The 13,415-nt window shown below is 63.8% G+C and carries 16 protein-coding genes; 6 read left to right on the top strand and 10 right to left on the bottom strand.

Translation table 11 applies throughout. The features are described 5' to 3' along the window. Positions 1–11: 11 nt before the first annotated feature. On the bottom strand, positions 12–1,061 hold the full coding sequence (locus tag ASE26_RS21675) for a hypothetical protein (RefSeq protein ID WP_055926191.1): 1,050 nt from the start codon (positions 1,059–1,061) through the stop codon (positions 12–14). 107 nt (positions 1,062–1,168) lie between these two features. Between ASE26_RS21675 and ASE26_RS21670 the strand changes: the two genes are divergently transcribed. After that, positions 1,169–1,636 carry a hypothetical protein gene (locus ASE26_RS21670; RefSeq protein ID WP_055926280.1) on the top strand — a complete coding sequence of 156 codons (468 nt, stop codon included), beginning with the start codon at positions 1,169–1,171 and terminating at the stop codon, positions 1,634–1,636. Here the strand turns inward: ASE26_RS21670 and ASE26_RS21665 are convergent. Together ASE26_RS21665 and ASE26_RS21660 are read right to left on the bottom strand one after the other, a co-directional pair. Further along, positions 1,633–2,331 carry a hypothetical protein gene (locus ASE26_RS21665; protein ID WP_156409980.1) on the bottom strand — a complete coding sequence of 233 codons (699 nt, stop codon included), beginning with the start codon at positions 2,329–2,331 and terminating at the stop codon, positions 1,633–1,635. The genes ASE26_RS21670 and ASE26_RS21665 overlap by 4 nt on opposite strands. Continuing rightward, a complete protein-coding gene (locus ASE26_RS21660) occupies positions 2,294–3,448 on the bottom strand; it encodes an acyltransferase (protein WP_055926185.1) in 1,155 nt (384 codons plus the stop codon). Before ASE26_RS21660 ends, ASE26_RS21665 begins: the two co-directional genes overlap by 38 nt. A gap of 74 nt (positions 3,449–3,522) precedes the next feature. On the opposite strand from ASE26_RS21660, the gene ASE26_RS21655 reads away from it, so the two are divergent. Then, a complete protein-coding gene (locus ASE26_RS21655; protein WP_373922427.1) occupies positions 3,523–4,467 on the top strand; it encodes a succinylglutamate desuccinylase/aspartoacylase family protein in 945 nt (314 codons plus the stop codon). Between the two features lie 39 nt (positions 4,468–4,506). Next, positions 4,507–5,295, top strand: coding sequence for an ABC transporter substrate-binding protein (locus ASE26_RS21650; RefSeq protein WP_082507132.1), 789 nt, complete (start codon positions 4,507–4,509; stop codon positions 5,293–5,295). Here ASE26_RS21650 and sugE read toward each other — a convergent pair. Beyond that, entirely contained in the window at positions 5,292–5,612 is a 321-nt protein-coding gene (gene sugE, locus ASE26_RS21645; protein ID WP_055926277.1) for a quaternary ammonium compound efflux SMR transporter SugE, read from the bottom strand. The genes ASE26_RS21650 and sugE overlap by 4 nt on opposite strands. 123 nt (positions 5,613–5,735) lie before the next feature. Here sugE and ASE26_RS21640 point away from each other — a divergent pair, with 123 nt between their 5' ends. The 3 genes from ASE26_RS21640 to ASE26_RS21630 all read left to right on the top strand — a co-directional run bounded on the left by ASE26_RS21640 (position 5,736) and on the right by ASE26_RS21630 (position 7,536). After that, positions 5,736–6,095, top strand: a complete 360-nt coding sequence (locus ASE26_RS21640; protein WP_057246917.1) for a DUF1304 domain-containing protein — start codon at positions 5,736–5,738, stop codon at positions 6,093–6,095. An 80-nt stretch (positions 6,096–6,175) separates the two neighbouring features. Then, positions 6,176–6,484, top strand: coding sequence for a helix-turn-helix transcriptional regulator (locus ASE26_RS21635; RefSeq protein WP_057246916.1), 309 nt, complete (start codon positions 6,176–6,178; stop codon positions 6,482–6,484). Next, positions 6,481–7,536, top strand: coding sequence for an alkene reductase (locus ASE26_RS21630; protein WP_055926171.1), 1,056 nt, complete (start codon positions 6,481–6,483; stop codon positions 7,534–7,536). Before ASE26_RS21635 ends, ASE26_RS21630 begins: the two co-directional genes overlap by 4 nt. A gap of 96 nt (positions 7,537–7,632) precedes the next feature. Here ASE26_RS21630 and ASE26_RS21625 read toward each other — a convergent pair whose 3' ends face one another. Genes ASE26_RS21625 through ASE26_RS21600 form a run of 6 tightly spaced genes read right to left on the bottom strand, consistent with a single transcriptional unit; the run spans position 7,633 to position 13,246 of the window. Further along, on the bottom strand, positions 7,633–8,571 hold the full coding sequence (locus ASE26_RS21625; RefSeq protein ID WP_057246915.1) for an MBL fold metallo-hydrolase: 939 nt from the start codon (positions 8,569–8,571) through the stop codon (positions 7,633–7,635). Positions 8,572–8,622: 51 nt separating this feature from the next. After that, positions 8,623–9,909, bottom strand: coding sequence for an acetate kinase (locus ASE26_RS21620; protein WP_055926165.1), 1,287 nt, complete (start codon positions 9,907–9,909; stop codon positions 8,623–8,625). 10 nt (positions 9,910–9,919) lie between these two features. Then, the gene (locus ASE26_RS31095; RefSeq protein ID WP_055926162.1) at positions 9,920–10,339 is read right to left on the bottom strand and encodes a hypothetical protein; all 420 of its coding nucleotides are present in this window, start codon (positions 10,337–10,339) and stop codon (positions 9,920–9,922) included. 12 nt (positions 10,340–10,351) lie between these two features. Beyond that, positions 10,352–11,020: a C39 family peptidase gene (locus ASE26_RS21610; protein ID WP_055926160.1), complete on the bottom strand. Its 669-nt coding sequence runs from the start codon at positions 11,018–11,020 to the stop codon at positions 10,352–10,354. Continuing rightward, positions 11,017–11,415, bottom strand: a complete 399-nt coding sequence (locus ASE26_RS21605; RefSeq protein WP_229208195.1) for a hypothetical protein — start codon at positions 11,413–11,415, stop codon at positions 11,017–11,019. Before ASE26_RS21605 ends, ASE26_RS21610 begins: the two co-directional genes overlap by 4 nt. Before the next feature lie 34 nt (positions 11,416–11,449). After that, positions 11,450–13,246, bottom strand: a complete 1,797-nt coding sequence (locus ASE26_RS21600; RefSeq protein WP_055926154.1) for a hypothetical protein — start codon at positions 13,244–13,246, stop codon at positions 11,450–11,452. Positions 13,247–13,415: the final 169 nt, after the last annotated feature.

Here is a 13,415-nt window from a genome sequence, read left to right as displayed (position 1 = left end):
CAGCAGTATCGTCAGCCGGATGCGTGCAGCCAGCAGGTGCGGGCCCGTAAGCCAAAGTAGCCGGCGCCACCAAAGCAGAACAGGCTCCCCAGGAAGGCCACCGGCACCACCTTGACAGATTCCGCCGAAAACTCCACCAGTCCCAGTATTGGAGCAAGCCCGCCCCACAGTAAGAATGAAGCAAATACCAGCAACATCGCGCAGCGCAAGGCCTGGACTGCAAAGCCCCCGCCAACGGCGCGATAGGGACGGGATCCAGCACGTGGCCGCCCTGCTTCAGCACTGGCTTGCTGGAGGGAGCCCGCCGTGCGGAATGCACTGGCCAGCGTTGCCTTCCAGCTGGATGGCATGGCTTGTTTGCACGGCATGGCCAGGTAGACATACTTTTTGTCGGCCCAGGCGTGGTAGCCAGGGGGGCGCCACGTCACCTGCCGACCGCTAATCCACGCGGGTATGGTGGCAAGGAAGAATGTGGTCGTCGATGTGGAGTGCTCGCTAGCCATCAGGCCAAACTGGTCATGGCTTATTTCAACGATCATGTAGGGTGCACCATCCTGTTCGCCTTCGATCGCCCACAATGCTTTGCAACCATCCAGGTCAAACCTGCTCCACAATGGGTCCGGGAAGGACGCCAGAAAATCGGGGCTGATCTCAACTTCGCGTGGTTCCCCTTCGCTCTCGAAGTCATCACGCTCTTGCGCAATCCTTTGATCTTTGCGCGCAGTTGACCATGCAAGAAGGAAGGTGACGGCGATCACCGACAGCCCTAGCAGCCCCGGCACTCCCGCAAAGACAAGGAACAAGCTGACCAGCACCAGAGAGGCGACGTACCTGCCCGCCTCTTCTATCCGCTTGTAGATGATGCAAAGAATCGCAGTGGCGGGAAGCGTCACGACAAAGAACATGATCGGTCCCAGGAACATGAGCACAAACCATTTCTCGCCTTGCTGCCCCGGCCCGCGAAGCCAGTCCATGGCGGGCCAGAGGCCGTAGAGCGCAGCGATGGCGGTGGCGGTGCCTGTCCATATAGGACCAAGCGGGTCAAGCTGGCTGTTCTTCATTTTCTCTTCATATTGCCAATGCAATCACTTGCTGGCACTCAGGGACGGTCAGGCAGTATACCAGCAGGGTCGCACGTCGCCTGGGCAGTGGCGGTACAATGTGCGCCATGAGCTCCATCATCCTTGATTGGCTGAAGAGGCTGAGCCACGCGCTCGGCTTCGACACCGCCGACTCCTTCCCGCCCGGCCACCAGTACGCGCGTACCCGGTGGGCTGGCGCGTATTTCGACATCCCCTCCGATACCAAGGCCGACGATATCGAGCGCCGCATGTGCGAAGCGATCGCCAATACGCCGCTGGTGTTTGCCCATATCGAGAATCCCACTCCGCGCATGCAGCGCGGGCTGATCGACGTGATCGAACGCCGCCTGCGCCAGAACCACGAGCGCGAAGCGGCGCAATTGGCTGCCTTGCTGATTCGCGCGTACGGCAGTCCGCACATCATCGAAGCCGCACCCGGCCTGCGCCGCGCCATCGAGGCAACGGACGGCTATGAGGCCCCGGCCCGCGTGCGCGCGCTGTTTGCCTTCCTGACGGACGCCCGGAACGACAACATCATCGAGATGCGCAGCTAGTCCTTAGGGATGTAGCTCATGTCGGCGCGGTAGCGCAGCAATTCCGTCCGGACAGCGCGCACCAGCGCTTTCGCCCCTGCCGGAAGTACTTCAGGCAAATCCGCCGCTGCGGCAAAGCCTGGCGCAGCGCGCATCAGCACATACTGGCCGCCGCCGCCCCCGATCTGCAAGCGGTACCAGGTGAACCTCGGCGCCGCCCGTCCGCTGTTCGCGGGCGCCGTGGCGCCGGCCACCAACTGGCGCTCGAATGCCGTCTCCTCCCCCGGAGCAACTGTGTAGGTAGCCATCGCCAGGAAGGGAGCAGCATCCGGCAGCGGCTGGCCGACGCTGGCCGTATCCAGCCGGCGGAATACGCCATGGCTCAGGAAATCGGCATGCGGCACGACGTTGGCAGCATTGTCGGCTGCATCGCCTGCAGGCTGCACGGCCGCGTCGAAATTCGCCGCAGCGTGACCGAACGTGCCATCCATGAACATGCCAAGCCGCTCGCCAAGTACGAAGGACCAGCCATACCAGGTCCAGCGGTCGTTGGCGCCTTTGTGCCATTCGAGGTGGCGCTGGTAGCCCTGCTCGAAGGCCGTACTTTGGCCCGGCTTCGGCTGGATCACCACCATGCGCGCGAAAGGCCCGGCTGCGGGCTGCGCGAATGCTTGCGCGCTAAGGAGTAACAGGGACGCTGCCAACAGTCGCTTCATTCGAACTCCGTTTGAAGTTATTCGGGATGAAGCGCTCGCGGAGACGCATGAACGGCGCTTCGACCGCAAAATATAGCAGCCATCCGGCAAAGACGCTGGCCGCGATCATGAGCGCGATCGAATCCAGGTCGACCGGCTCCCAGGGGTCGGCCAGCAGGATGCACAGCTGCTTGTGGGTCAGGTAGATCGAATAAGACCAGACGGCAATCGCACCCATGCCTGGAATACGGGTGCTGTGCAGCAGCGAGCCTTCGCTCAGGGCGGCCAGCAGCAAGGTCGCAAAGGCCAGGCCCAGGAAGGGATAGCCAAAGACCGACATGCCCCAGCTGAAGTGGTGTTCGAGGAACAACCAGAAAACCAGCGCCGTCAGCGCTGCGCCGACGGCCAGCATCCAGTTTCCGTGCCTGGTCAGGCGCTGCCACAGGTCCGGGTGGAAGTTGCGCAGCATCGCCAAGGCAACGCCGGCCAGCAGTTCGTCGAAGCGCGACAGCGTGGAGTAGTAGATCAGGGTGTAGTAACTGCGGCTACCATGCTCGCCGAGGTCCATGGCCGGCTGCCACCAGCCGTTCCGCAGCCACATGCCCGCCGCAATGGCCGACAACAGCGCCGCCCAGCCAAGGACCAGGGCGATCCTGCGGGAGGCGCCCGCCCGCGTGACCGCCGCGATGGCAAGCACAATAGGCGGCAACAGCAGGTAGAACTGCTCCTCCACGCACAGCGACCATGCATGCGAAAACAACGTCCCCGGCTTGAGGTTGATATTCAGCGTGAAGGTCAGGTACTTCCACCACGGCGCATGCGGCGAATTGCCCGCCCAATACGGCCAATAAGCGTACAGCGCCAGCACCGCCAGGTAAGCCGGCAAGGTGCGCAGCAAACGCCGCGCGTAAAAATGCGGCAGCGACAGGCCCGGCCCGCGCATGGCCGAAAACACCTGGTTACCAATCAGGTAACCGGAAAGCGCAAAGAACAAGTCCACGCCGGCCCAGCCGATTTCGCTGAACCAGCCGAAGGTCGGCTCGTGGCTGACGAAGGACATGTAATGGTTGGCAAACACCAGCATGATGGCCAGCGCGCGCAAAGTATCCAGGCCATGGACGCGGGAAGATCGATTCATGCGCGCATTGTACCTGCGATAAAATATTGGCCACTCATTCGCCACCAGGGAACAGCATGACCGAAGCCAGCAAAATGCATTTCAAATCTGTCAACTACACCGGCCAGGGCAAGGGCCGCCGCCTGATCATCACCGGCGCCGTGCACGGCAACGAAACCTGCGGCACCAAAGGTATCCTGCGCGTCATGGAGCAACTGGACAAAGGCGAACTGCACATCCTGAACGGCAGCGTGACCTTCGTGCCGATCACCAATCCGTTGGCATACCAGAAAAACCAGCGCTCCGGCGACCGCAACCTGAACCGCAACCTGTTCCCGACCGAAAACCCGCAAGACTTTGAAGACCACATCGCCAACTGGCTGTGTCCCCTGCTCGGCCAGCACGAAATCCTGTTGGACCTGCACTCGTTCAACGCCCAGAGCCAGCCTTTCGTGATGGTCGGCCCGCGCAATAACGACGGCACCCTGCAACCATTCCGGCACGAAGCCGAAGAACGCGCCATGGCGCGCATCCTCGGCGTCAAACGCTTCGTCGACGGCTGGATGGCTACCTACGGCGCCGGCGTAGAGCGCCGCCTGCGCGACGACAGCGAAGTGCAGACAGTTCTGAAATACGGCGTCGGCACCACCGAATTCATGCGCAGCACCGGCGGCATGGCCCTGACCCTGGAATGCGGCCAGCACTTCGATCCGCACGCGCCGGACGTGGCCTACCGCGCCATCATGAACGTCCTGGCCCACTTCGGCCTGATCGACGCGCCAAAGCCGCAGCCAATCGCGCTGGAAGACATGGAATACCTGTCGATGGTCGAAGTGCACGACAAGCTGGATCCTGCCGATGCTTTCAGCCGCACCTGGTCCAGCTTTGACCGACTGTCAGTCGGCGACGAAATCGGCCGGCGCGCCGATGGCAGCGCAGTGCTGGCGCCATTCGACGCCTATATGTTGTTCCCGGACGTCAATGCAAAGCCAAACGCCGAATGGTTCTACCTCGCCAAAGTAAGTGACTCTTTCGCCTGATAGCCATTAGTTCTAGAATCGCGGTAAGGGGTCAACAATATGAAAATATTCCCGCTTACCGCGTTGGGTGCGTTCCTGCTTGCGGCCCTGCCTTTGGCGGCAGCTCCCGGGGACCTTGTATTGCGTGTCACCGGCCAGGAAAGCCTGCCGCCCAAATGGATCCAGCAGGAAGGCCGGCCCACCACCGGCGTTTGTCCCGACATCCTTGCCGCCATCACCCGCGTTGAACCGCGCATCCGTTTCACGGGCCTGGACGACATTCGCTCGGTGCTGGTGATCGAGCAGAATCTCCGCCTCGGCAATGCCGATATAGCCTGCGCCCTGGTTTCCACTCCCTTGCGCCGGCATATCGCTATCGCCGTTCCGCAGCCTTTGTACATCTCGCGCCAACGCCTGGCGGCAGCCGCCGACGATACGGCAGAGATCAATTCGCTGGACGACCTGGCGCGCCTCAAGCCGCTGGTCACAACCTCGCGCGGCGCAGCCTACATTGACCAGTTGCGCTCGCGCGGCATCACCGTCGACGACAGCACCGGCAGCAACGTGACCAATCTGCGCAAAATCGTTGCCGGCCACGTGCGCTATTTCTATATGAACGAATTGACCCTGCACTGGCTGATTCGCGAGCAGAAACTGCGAGACAAGGTCAAGCTCATGCCTGCGGTCCTGAAAGAGGATTCCATGTTCCTGTGGGTGAGCAAAAAAGCGCCACCGCAGGCAGCGCAAATGCTGGCCGTTGCAGTCAAGAAGCTGAGCGACAGCGGCGAACTGACGCGCATCTACGCGCGCTGGTCGGATGAATCGGGCGTTGGCGCCCGCACCGATTAATGCGGCGACAGGACTTTCAGGCCCGCGATGCCGAGCACGATCATCGCGATGCACACCAGGCGCGCAACGCTGGCCGGCTCATTCAGCATCGTGATGCCCCAGATGACGGTGCCCACGGTACCGATGCCGGTCCAGATGGCGTAGGCAGTCCCCAGCGGAAGTGAGCGCAACGCCAGTCCAAGCAGGACCACGCTGCCGGCCATGGCGGCCAGCGTCACGGCGCTTGGCACCAGCCTGGTGAATCCTTCGGTGTATTTGAGTCCGACAGCCCAGACGACTTCCAGCAGGCCGGCGAGTAAAAGGACGATCCAATGCATGATGCTCTCCCAAGTCATGACGGGGTCGTCCCCGCCTGGCTCCCTGGACTTGCGGCGAGGTCGTCCCCGCGGGAGAAGGCCGACAGTATATCATTGGGGTCCAAACTTTCAGGGAGCCACACAATGCTGCTGTTCGCGCAGATCACCGTCGTCATCGTCCTGCTGATCCACGTCTATATCGTGCTGCTGGAAACCGTCTTCTTCGATACCCGCGGCCGCCGCGTGTTCGGCCTGTCGGCGGAGAAGGCCGCCATCGTCAAGCCGGCCATGTCGAACCAGGGCTGCTATAACGCTTTCCTGGTGGCGGCGCTGGCAGTGGGTCTGCTGCATGGCGAACCGGCGGTACGTTCCGCCTTCATCACCTATGGCCTGCTGTGCGTGGCCGTGGCAGGCATCTGGGGCGGCCTGACCGTCAGCAAACGCATCATCTTCGTGCAAACCGTGCCGGCCGTGCTGGCACTGGTGCTCTACCGCTTGGCATAAAAACAAGTCTTGAATTCCATCGTTACGCTCCGATATACGCATCGTACTTTTCCGATATACTTATCGTGAAATACCGAAATATGACTGACTCTATTGACATTGATGCAATCCACAAGGCCCTGGCCAATCCGGTCCGGCGCCAGATCCTGTCCTGGCTGAAAGAGCCGGACGCCTGGTTCAGCGAGCAGCTCGCTCCGCTGTCGCTGGGCGTCTGCGCGGGCATGATCGACAAGCAGGCCGGCCTGTCGCAATCGACCGTCTCCGGCCACCTCACCATCCTGCAGAAAGCAGGCCTGGTGACGGTGCAGCGCGTCGGCCAGTGGAATTTCTTCAAGCGCAATGAGGAGGTCATCCTGCAATTTATTGAGCATGAGAGGAATACCTTATGAGCACCTTGTTCGACCCCATCACCATCGGCGCCCTGACCCTGAAAAACCGTGTCGTCATGGCGCCCCTCACCCGCTCGCGCGCCGTCGGCGGCAAGCGCGTGCCGAATGCCCTGATGGCCGAGTACTACGCCCAGCGTTCCTCCGCGGGCCTGATCATCAGCGAAGCCACTTCAGTCACCCCGCAGGGTGTGGGCTATGAAAACACCCCGGGCATCTGGTCCGACGAGCAGGTCGAAGGCTGGAAGCTGATTACCGAAGCGGTGCATGCCAAAGGCGGCAAAATCGTGCTGCAGCTGTGGCACGTGGGCCGGATCTCCGATCCAAGCCTGCTCGATGGCCAGGCCCCGGTGGCGCCGAGCGCAATTGCTGCGAAAGGCAATGTCAGCCTGCTGCGCCCTCCTCGCCCATATTCCGTGCCGCGCGCACTGGATACCGCCGAAATCGCCGGCATCGTAGAGGCTTACCGCAAGGGTGCCGAGAACGCAAAGAAAGCGGGCTTCGACGGCGTCGAGATTCACGGCGCCAACGGCTACCTGCTCGACCAGTTCCTGCAGGACTCGACCAACCAGCGTAACGACCAATACGGCGGCAACATCGAAAACCGTGCGCGCCTGATGCTGGAAGTGACCGATGCGGTGATCGGTGTCTGGGGCGCGGATCGCGTTGGCATGCACCTGGCTCCACGCCGTGACGCGCATGACATGGCCGATTCGAACCCGGCCGAGACCTTCGGCTATGTGGCGCGTGAACTGGGCAAGCGTGGCATTGCGTTCATCGCAGCACGCGAGGCGGTTGGCGATGACTCATTGGGCCCGTTGCTGAAGCGTGAGTTTGGCGGGGTTTACATCGCCAATGAGAAGTTTGATGTGGCGGGTGCGCAGGCTGCGCTGGCTGAAGGCCGAGCGGATGCGATTGCGTGGGGCAAGGACTTCATTGCGAATCCAGACCTGCCGCGTCGACTGCAGACTGGCGCGGAGTTGAATGCGCAGAGGCCGGAGTTGTTCTATGGGCCGGCGGCTGAGGGGTATACCGACTACCCGGCGCTGGCCTGAAACCGGTAACCCGGTGTCCGACTCAAGGGTCGGGTACCGATACGCAACGGCCGCCGGTCGGGTCTGACCCTGTGGGTCAGACCCAGGTCTACCGGTTTAGCGGTTCGCCGAATAGTTCACCGGGAAGAACTTATACCCCTTCCCTTCAGCGCGCAAATGCCCCACACCCGGGAACGGCAAATGCGCCGCGCCCATCCAGTAGCCCTGCTTCGCCGCCTCGGCGAATGCTGCCTTGCGCTGCGCCAGCGCGGCCTTGGAGTCGCTGTCGAACTGGATCGTCACGCCGGGATCCGGGAACTGCACCGCCGCGTTGTGCATCAAGTCGCCAATCAGCACCAGCTTCTGCCCTTTGCTCTCCACCACATACGTGGTATGGCCCGGTGTATGCCCATAGCTCGAAGACGAACGCACGCCAGGCACCAGTTCGGTATTGCCCTCGAACGGCTTCACCTTGCCGGCATAGCCCGACACCGCCTTGATCGGTCCCTGGAAATTGTCCTTCGCCTCAGCGCTGGCCTTATCCAGGTTGGCTTTGCTCAGGAAATAATCCGCATCGCGTTTATCCATGCGTACCACGGCATTCGGGAAGGCAGGCTTGTCCTGCGCACCGAGGCCGCCGACGTGGTCGCCATGCAGGTGGGTGATGTAGATCTCGTCAACCTGCTCCGGCTGGTACCCGGCCGCTTTCAGGCTGCTCAGGATATTGCCCAGGGTCGGGCCGAACAAGCCGCCGGCGCCGGTATCGATCAGCACCAGCTTCGTGCCGGTATTGACCAGGAATGCGTTGACCGAAGTTTCAACCGGCGATTTCAGGAAGCTGTGCTCCAGCGTTTTGGTGGTTTTTTCCGGCTTCTGGTGCAGCAGTTGATCCATCGGCAGGTCAATCGTGCCGTCGTTCAGCACGCTCACCTCAAAGTCACCCACATTCATGCGGTAGAAGCCAGGCGCCTGGGTTTTGGCCATTGGCGCTGCTGCATGGGCGGCACCGGCGATGGCGGCGATTGCGAACGGTACGGCGAGCTTTTTCAGGATCATTCGATCTCCCTCTTTCTAGTTTCCAAAACGCTAGATTAGCGTAAACAGCAACTACATGCTCGTCGGTATCCGCAGCATCACGGAGACATCCGGGGTATCGCGCGTCAGCCCTGCTCCCACTGAAACATTGACCGTCCGTTTCGCATTCAGGCGGTAGGAAAAACCGACCAGCAGGGTTCCCAGCTGCGTGCGCACCGAACCGGGTGCCGGGATGCCGTTCTGCCGGGTGCGCGCAATCGAACTGTGGTCATAGCCAAAGCTGAGGGAGGCCTTTTCGTTCAGCGCCAGTCCCACCCCGAAATTGAAGCCGATCACAGCGCCGGGCTTGACCGTGCCCAGTGGCTCACGCTCACCGTCAAGCACCAGCCGGCTCAGATTCTTGCGCTGGAAGTTATACAAGTAGCTGACGCTGCCAAACAGCACGGCGGGATCGGTCGGGTACAGCCACGTCAGGCTCGGTTGCAAGGCGTAGAAGCCGGAACCGGTCGGCAAATCGAGCGGCAATCCGGTGCCGGTGGCATTCTCGCCAATGCAGCGCCGCACGCAATCGGTCACGACGTCAAACGGATCGCGTCCGGTGCGGGTCTTGAAGCGCAGGCCGGCCACGTAATACGGTTTCTCGGCACCGCCGTCGTTGAGCTGGTGACGCAGCGAAAGTTCGATGTCACCCATGGCCCGGCCGCTGACGTCGAACACTTTTTCCACCGCGGAGCCGGTGAACACCTCCCTGCTCACGGTGGAATCGGAGCGGTAGATGTACGGCAGGCGCAATTCCAGTTCTGTGCGGTTGCTCAAGCCATAGCGTCCGCTCAGGGTGGCGGTACTGGTGTTGCGCTTCACTTCACGCACGTCGATCAGTCCAATCAGCAAGGCGGGGATGATGGTGTAGCCCACCAACGCGACGCGGTTGCTGGAAGAATAGCCGAACTGGAAGGCCGGTTCGAGCACCAGCTTGCCGCGCCCGGTCAGCACACCGGGGCTTTCAAAGATGGGCGCCACTTCCGGTGGCTTGCTGTCGCGCTTCGGCGGCTGGCCGACGGCCAGTGCCGGCTGCGGCGCCGCACCGGGCGGCGGCACGTTGGGCTGCGGCTGGCTTTGCTCAGTGCCTGCGCCCGCGCCGGCACCGGCGGCGCCGGTGCCGCGCGCTGACGCCAGGCGCCCCTCGGCCACCTGCCGCCGCAAGTCTTCCAGCAAAGCCCGCTGCTCGGCCAGCGCCTTCTTCAACTCAGTCAGCTCGGCTGCCAATTCTGCATTGCTGCGCTGCTCCGCTGGCAACTGGGCCAGCGCCGCCTCGCTCGCAAGAATCAGCATCCCGGCCGCGATTTTCTTTGAAAGCATCGCTCCCTCCCTAGCGGGGCACAATGACGTTCGATAATGCCTGGCGCAAGTTGCCCTCCAGGTTGAGGCTTTTCAGTGTCGACAGCGCATTGACCGTAAGGTCGATGGTGGTCAGGCTGCGAATCAGCTGCCCGTTCGTATTGTTCTGTACCAGCATCGGCGCCAGCGCTGCACTGGCCTCCGGGGAGTTCGCCAGTCGCGCCACATCGGCCAATTCGACGCGGTTACGTGCCACCACCACACCATTTACTTCGACCATGCGCTCAACACCCAGCGCCACCAGCAAGCCGTTGCCGTTTTCAAAACCACCGCGGGCCTGCTCCAGCCGCGCGTCCGGCGCCGGGGCCCAGCCGTCGGGCGGCCCCTGCGCCATGGCAGGCATTGCCAGAACCAGCAGCAATCCTGCAGCAGCACGTATTTCCTGCTTCATGCCGCCCTCCCCTCAAAAATCACTTGTGCCCAACTTCGGCACCGTCACGTCACGCAAGCTGTCGCGCATGATGCCCTCCGACAGCAGGGCTTGCGGCGCCACGCGCCAGTCCGCCGTTTCGTTGAAGTGCGGCTTGCCTGGCCGGCCATGGATCACGAACAGCAAGCGGTTCTGCCAGATCGCCTCGAAGCCCTGGCGCGGCAAGGCGCGCGTGCCGCCGGCCGGGTCGCCAAGCAGCACCCGGTCGCCCTGCACGCCCTTGATCACGACGAAGTGGCGATAGCCGTTGTCGGCCACCAGCACGATCGCCGGCAATCCGGCCTGCGCCAGTTTGTCCAGCGGCTGCTCGAAGCCGTCCGCCGTAAAGCCGCGCGTGGCCAGGTAACGTTTCATGTCCAGCAAGGAAAATCCCTCGCGCCGGATGCGCGGCTGGTCGCCGCGCCCAAACATGTCACGGAAGATTTCCTGCTCCGTGACCGGAAAATCGTAGTGGTGGCTAAGCAGGGTTGCCAACGCTGCTGAACCACAACTGAAATCGTATTGCTGCCGCACTGTCGTGCGGAAGCGCGCCTCTTTAAGGCTGGTCACCGGCAGCACAAAACTGGCGCCGCCGGCTGCAAAGTCGGCGGCCTGCGCGGCAAGTGCCGGCAGCAATGCCAGAACGCTGATGAGGCCTCTCATTTGATCTGCACGTTGACGATGGTTGCATTCTGGATCAGCACGTTGGCGCCCGAGTTCTGGATCACCATCGGCATGCCCGAGGCGTTGCTGAACGCACCGTCAGTCACGATATTGGCGCCGGTAACGACGTTCACTGCGCTGTTGTTCGCCACCGTACCGGCCAGTTTCATATCGCTCCACGGCGCGTCACTGCCGCCGCGCATCTGTTCCAGGCGCTCATCCTGCGCGGGGCGCGCCATGGCGGGCACCGTTGGGGCCGCTTCCGGTGCAGGCTGGGCGTCATGCGGGGACGGGCCCGCCGCTGCAGCCAGCGGGCCAAGCGGCAGCGCACCCAGCCACGGGGACGCCGCCGCCAGGCCCGGCACCATTGCGGCGCACAGGGCCAGGACTAGCACTGGCCTGCCTAAGCTTCGCATGATGCCGCGCGGGCTATTTGCCCACGGCCAGGTTGGCCTGCACGTTCACGCTTTGCTGCACCAGCGACGACATGCCGTTGTTCTGGCTGATCACCATGATGCCCGCCGCCGACTGGCCAACGCCGCTCATGGTGTTCGACATGTCGAAGGTGCCGGCATTGACGCTATTGGTGCCGCCCGCGCCGCCATTGCCGCCGGTGGCATTGCCGCCGCTCGCTGCGCCCGCGGTATTGGTGCCGCCATCGCCGCCCGCGCCAGCGACATTGCCGCCGCCACCGGCACCGCCGGCGCCGCCGTCACCCGCCGTGGCGCTGCCGTTGGTCGCTGCACCGCCGGTGCCCGCCGCACCGCTGCCGCTGCCACCTGTCGCTGCGCCGCCCGTGCCACCGCCTGCAGCGCCGCTCGATCCGGCAGTATTGCTGGCCAGGCCGCTGGAGCCGCCATTGCCGCCATTGCCGCCTGCCGCGCCCGCGCCACCGGTACTGGTGCCATTGCCGCCAGCCGCACCGCCGCCGCCCGCACCGCCAGTTCCAGAGGCTCCAGCACCGCCAGTGGCCGCAACAGCGCCGCTGCCGCCGCCTGCGCCCGAACTATTGGCGCCGCCAGCAGCGCCATTGCCCGCGGTATTGCTTGCCGCCGCGCCGCTGCCCCCTGCCGCACCTGCACCGCCGCCGCCACCCGCACCGCCGGTACCGCCAGCGCCACTGGTGCCGGCGCCGGAAGTCGATGCGTTGCCGGTATTGGCCGAGCGTCCGTCAGCCGAGCCTGTGGTGCCGCCGGCGCTGTTCTGGTCGCCCATGCCGGGGATGGTCAATGGCTCAGTGCCGCTGGTACCATTCGAAGCGGTATTGCTCGATCCGGCGCTGCCGCTCGAGGCGGCACCACCCATTGAGGTTTGCGAGGATGTCGCCGCGCCGGAGGCGACGCTGCCGGTCGCGCCTGCCATGCCGCCCGCGCCTGCCGCACCGCCCGAACCACCCATGCCGCCGGCACCGCCGCTGGCAGCACCCGTTGCGCCACCGTCGCCGCCACGTGCGCCAGTGGCAGCGCCGGTCGCTCCGCCTGCGCCGCTGCCTGCAGTGCCGACCAGGCCGCCCGCGCCACCGGCCGCCGCACCGCCGGCGCCACCAGCGCCGCCGGAGCCAGCCACGACGCTACCGCCGGCGCCCCCTGCGCCGCCTTCACCACCGCGTGCGCCATCGCCGCCGCGGCCGCTCGCAGCACCGGCAGCCAGTCCGCCGGCGCCCGTGGTACCGCCCGTTCCCGCTCCGGCCGTTGCGGCGCCGCCGGACCCGCTGCCGCCGCTGCCATTCCCGCCAAGTGCGCTGCCGTTAAAGGCGACACCACCGGCGGAACCTGCCGCGCCGGCACCGCCGTTCGACATGCCGCCTGCGCCACCGGTACCGCTGGCAGTGCCCCCGGCTGCGCCGCCGCCAATCGCACCGGCACCGGCACCGCCATTGGCGTTGCCGCCATTGCTGGCTACATTGCCGATATTGTTGATGACGTTATTGGTCACGGTGCCTGTCAGGGTGCTGACCGCGGTCGCTGTCGATGTATTGAAGGCGTTGGCCATTGACGATGTCGCACTGGCACCGTTGTTGGCTGCTGCGGCACCGGCGGCGGCCGCGTCGGCGGCGCCACTGCTGTTGTTGTTGGCATTCGCCTGGCTGCTGTCCTGGGTGGCCGTGGAATTATCGTTGGCCTGTGCGCCCGGTCCGGCCTGGCTCACGTTGGGAGGCGGTGTCTCCTGCGCGAATGCACTACCCACCGCCAGTGCGATGGCTGCTGCAAGCAAAGTTTTCTTCATCTCGTCCTCGCTGATGTCGTGTTCTTCAAGTACCCGCAAAGCTGGGGCTTGAACCGATATCGCAAGCTTGATGCCACCTTCACTAAGCTGTTGAAATTGCTCGACTTTGGTGCGGCGACGCAGCAAGTGGCGTGCATGCAGGAGGCAAGTTTGTCACTTCCTTGTGACA

Source organism: Duganella sp. Root198D2 (genome assembly GCF_001428585.1).
In the GTDB taxonomy this organism is placed as follows: Bacteria; Pseudomonadota; Gammaproteobacteria; order Burkholderiales; family Burkholderiaceae_D; genus Rugamonas.
This window is presented reverse-complemented; position numbering and strand designations above follow the sequence as displayed.

Excerpts from the sequence above, each read along its gene's own strand:
- ASE26_RS21675 (WP_055926191.1), bottom strand. The coding sequence starts at position 1,061 with ATGAAGAACAGCCAGCTTGACCCGCTTGGTCCTATATGGACAGGCACC.
- ASE26_RS21670 (WP_055926280.1), top strand. The coding sequence starts at position 1,169 with ATGAGCTCCATCATCCTTGATTGGCTGAAGAGGCTGAGCCACGCGCTC.
- ASE26_RS21665 (WP_156409980.1), bottom strand. The coding sequence starts at position 2,331 with ATGAAGCGACTGTTGGCAGCGTCCCTGTTACTCCTTAGCGCGCAAGCA.
- ASE26_RS21660 (WP_055926185.1), bottom strand. The coding sequence starts at position 3,448 with ATGAATCGATCTTCCCGCGTCCATGGCCTGGATACTTTGCGCGCGCTG.
- ASE26_RS21655 (WP_373922427.1), top strand. The coding sequence starts at position 3,523 with ATGCATTTCAAATCTGTCAACTACACCGGCCAGGGCAAGGGCCGCCGC.
- ASE26_RS21650 (WP_082507132.1), top strand. The coding sequence starts at position 4,507 with ATGAAAATATTCCCGCTTACCGCGTTGGGTGCGTTCCTGCTTGCGGCC.
- sugE (WP_055926277.1), bottom strand. The coding sequence starts at position 5,612 with ATGCATTGGATCGTCCTTTTACTCGCCGGCCTGCTGGAAGTCGTCTGG.
- ASE26_RS21640 (WP_057246917.1), top strand. The coding sequence starts at position 5,736 with ATGCTGCTGTTCGCGCAGATCACCGTCGTCATCGTCCTGCTGATCCAC.
- ASE26_RS21635 (WP_057246916.1), top strand. The coding sequence starts at position 6,176 with ATGACTGACTCTATTGACATTGATGCAATCCACAAGGCCCTGGCCAAT.
- ASE26_RS21630 (WP_055926171.1), top strand. The coding sequence starts at position 6,481 with ATGAGCACCTTGTTCGACCCCATCACCATCGGCGCCCTGACCCTGAAA.
- ASE26_RS21625 (WP_057246915.1), bottom strand. The coding sequence starts at position 8,571 with ATGATCCTGAAAAAGCTCGCCGTACCGTTCGCAATCGCCGCCATCGCC.
- ASE26_RS21620 (WP_055926165.1), bottom strand. The coding sequence starts at position 9,909 with ATGCTTTCAAAGAAAATCGCGGCCGGGATGCTGATTCTTGCGAGCGAG.
- ASE26_RS31095 (WP_055926162.1), bottom strand. The coding sequence starts at position 10,339 with ATGAAGCAGGAAATACGTGCTGCTGCAGGATTGCTGCTGGTTCTGGCA.
- ASE26_RS21610 (WP_055926160.1), bottom strand. The coding sequence starts at position 11,020 with ATGAGAGGCCTCATCAGCGTTCTGGCATTGCTGCCGGCACTTGCCGCG.
- ASE26_RS21600 (WP_055926154.1), bottom strand. The coding sequence starts at position 13,246 with ATGAAGAAAACTTTGCTTGCAGCAGCCATCGCACTGGCGGTGGGTAGT.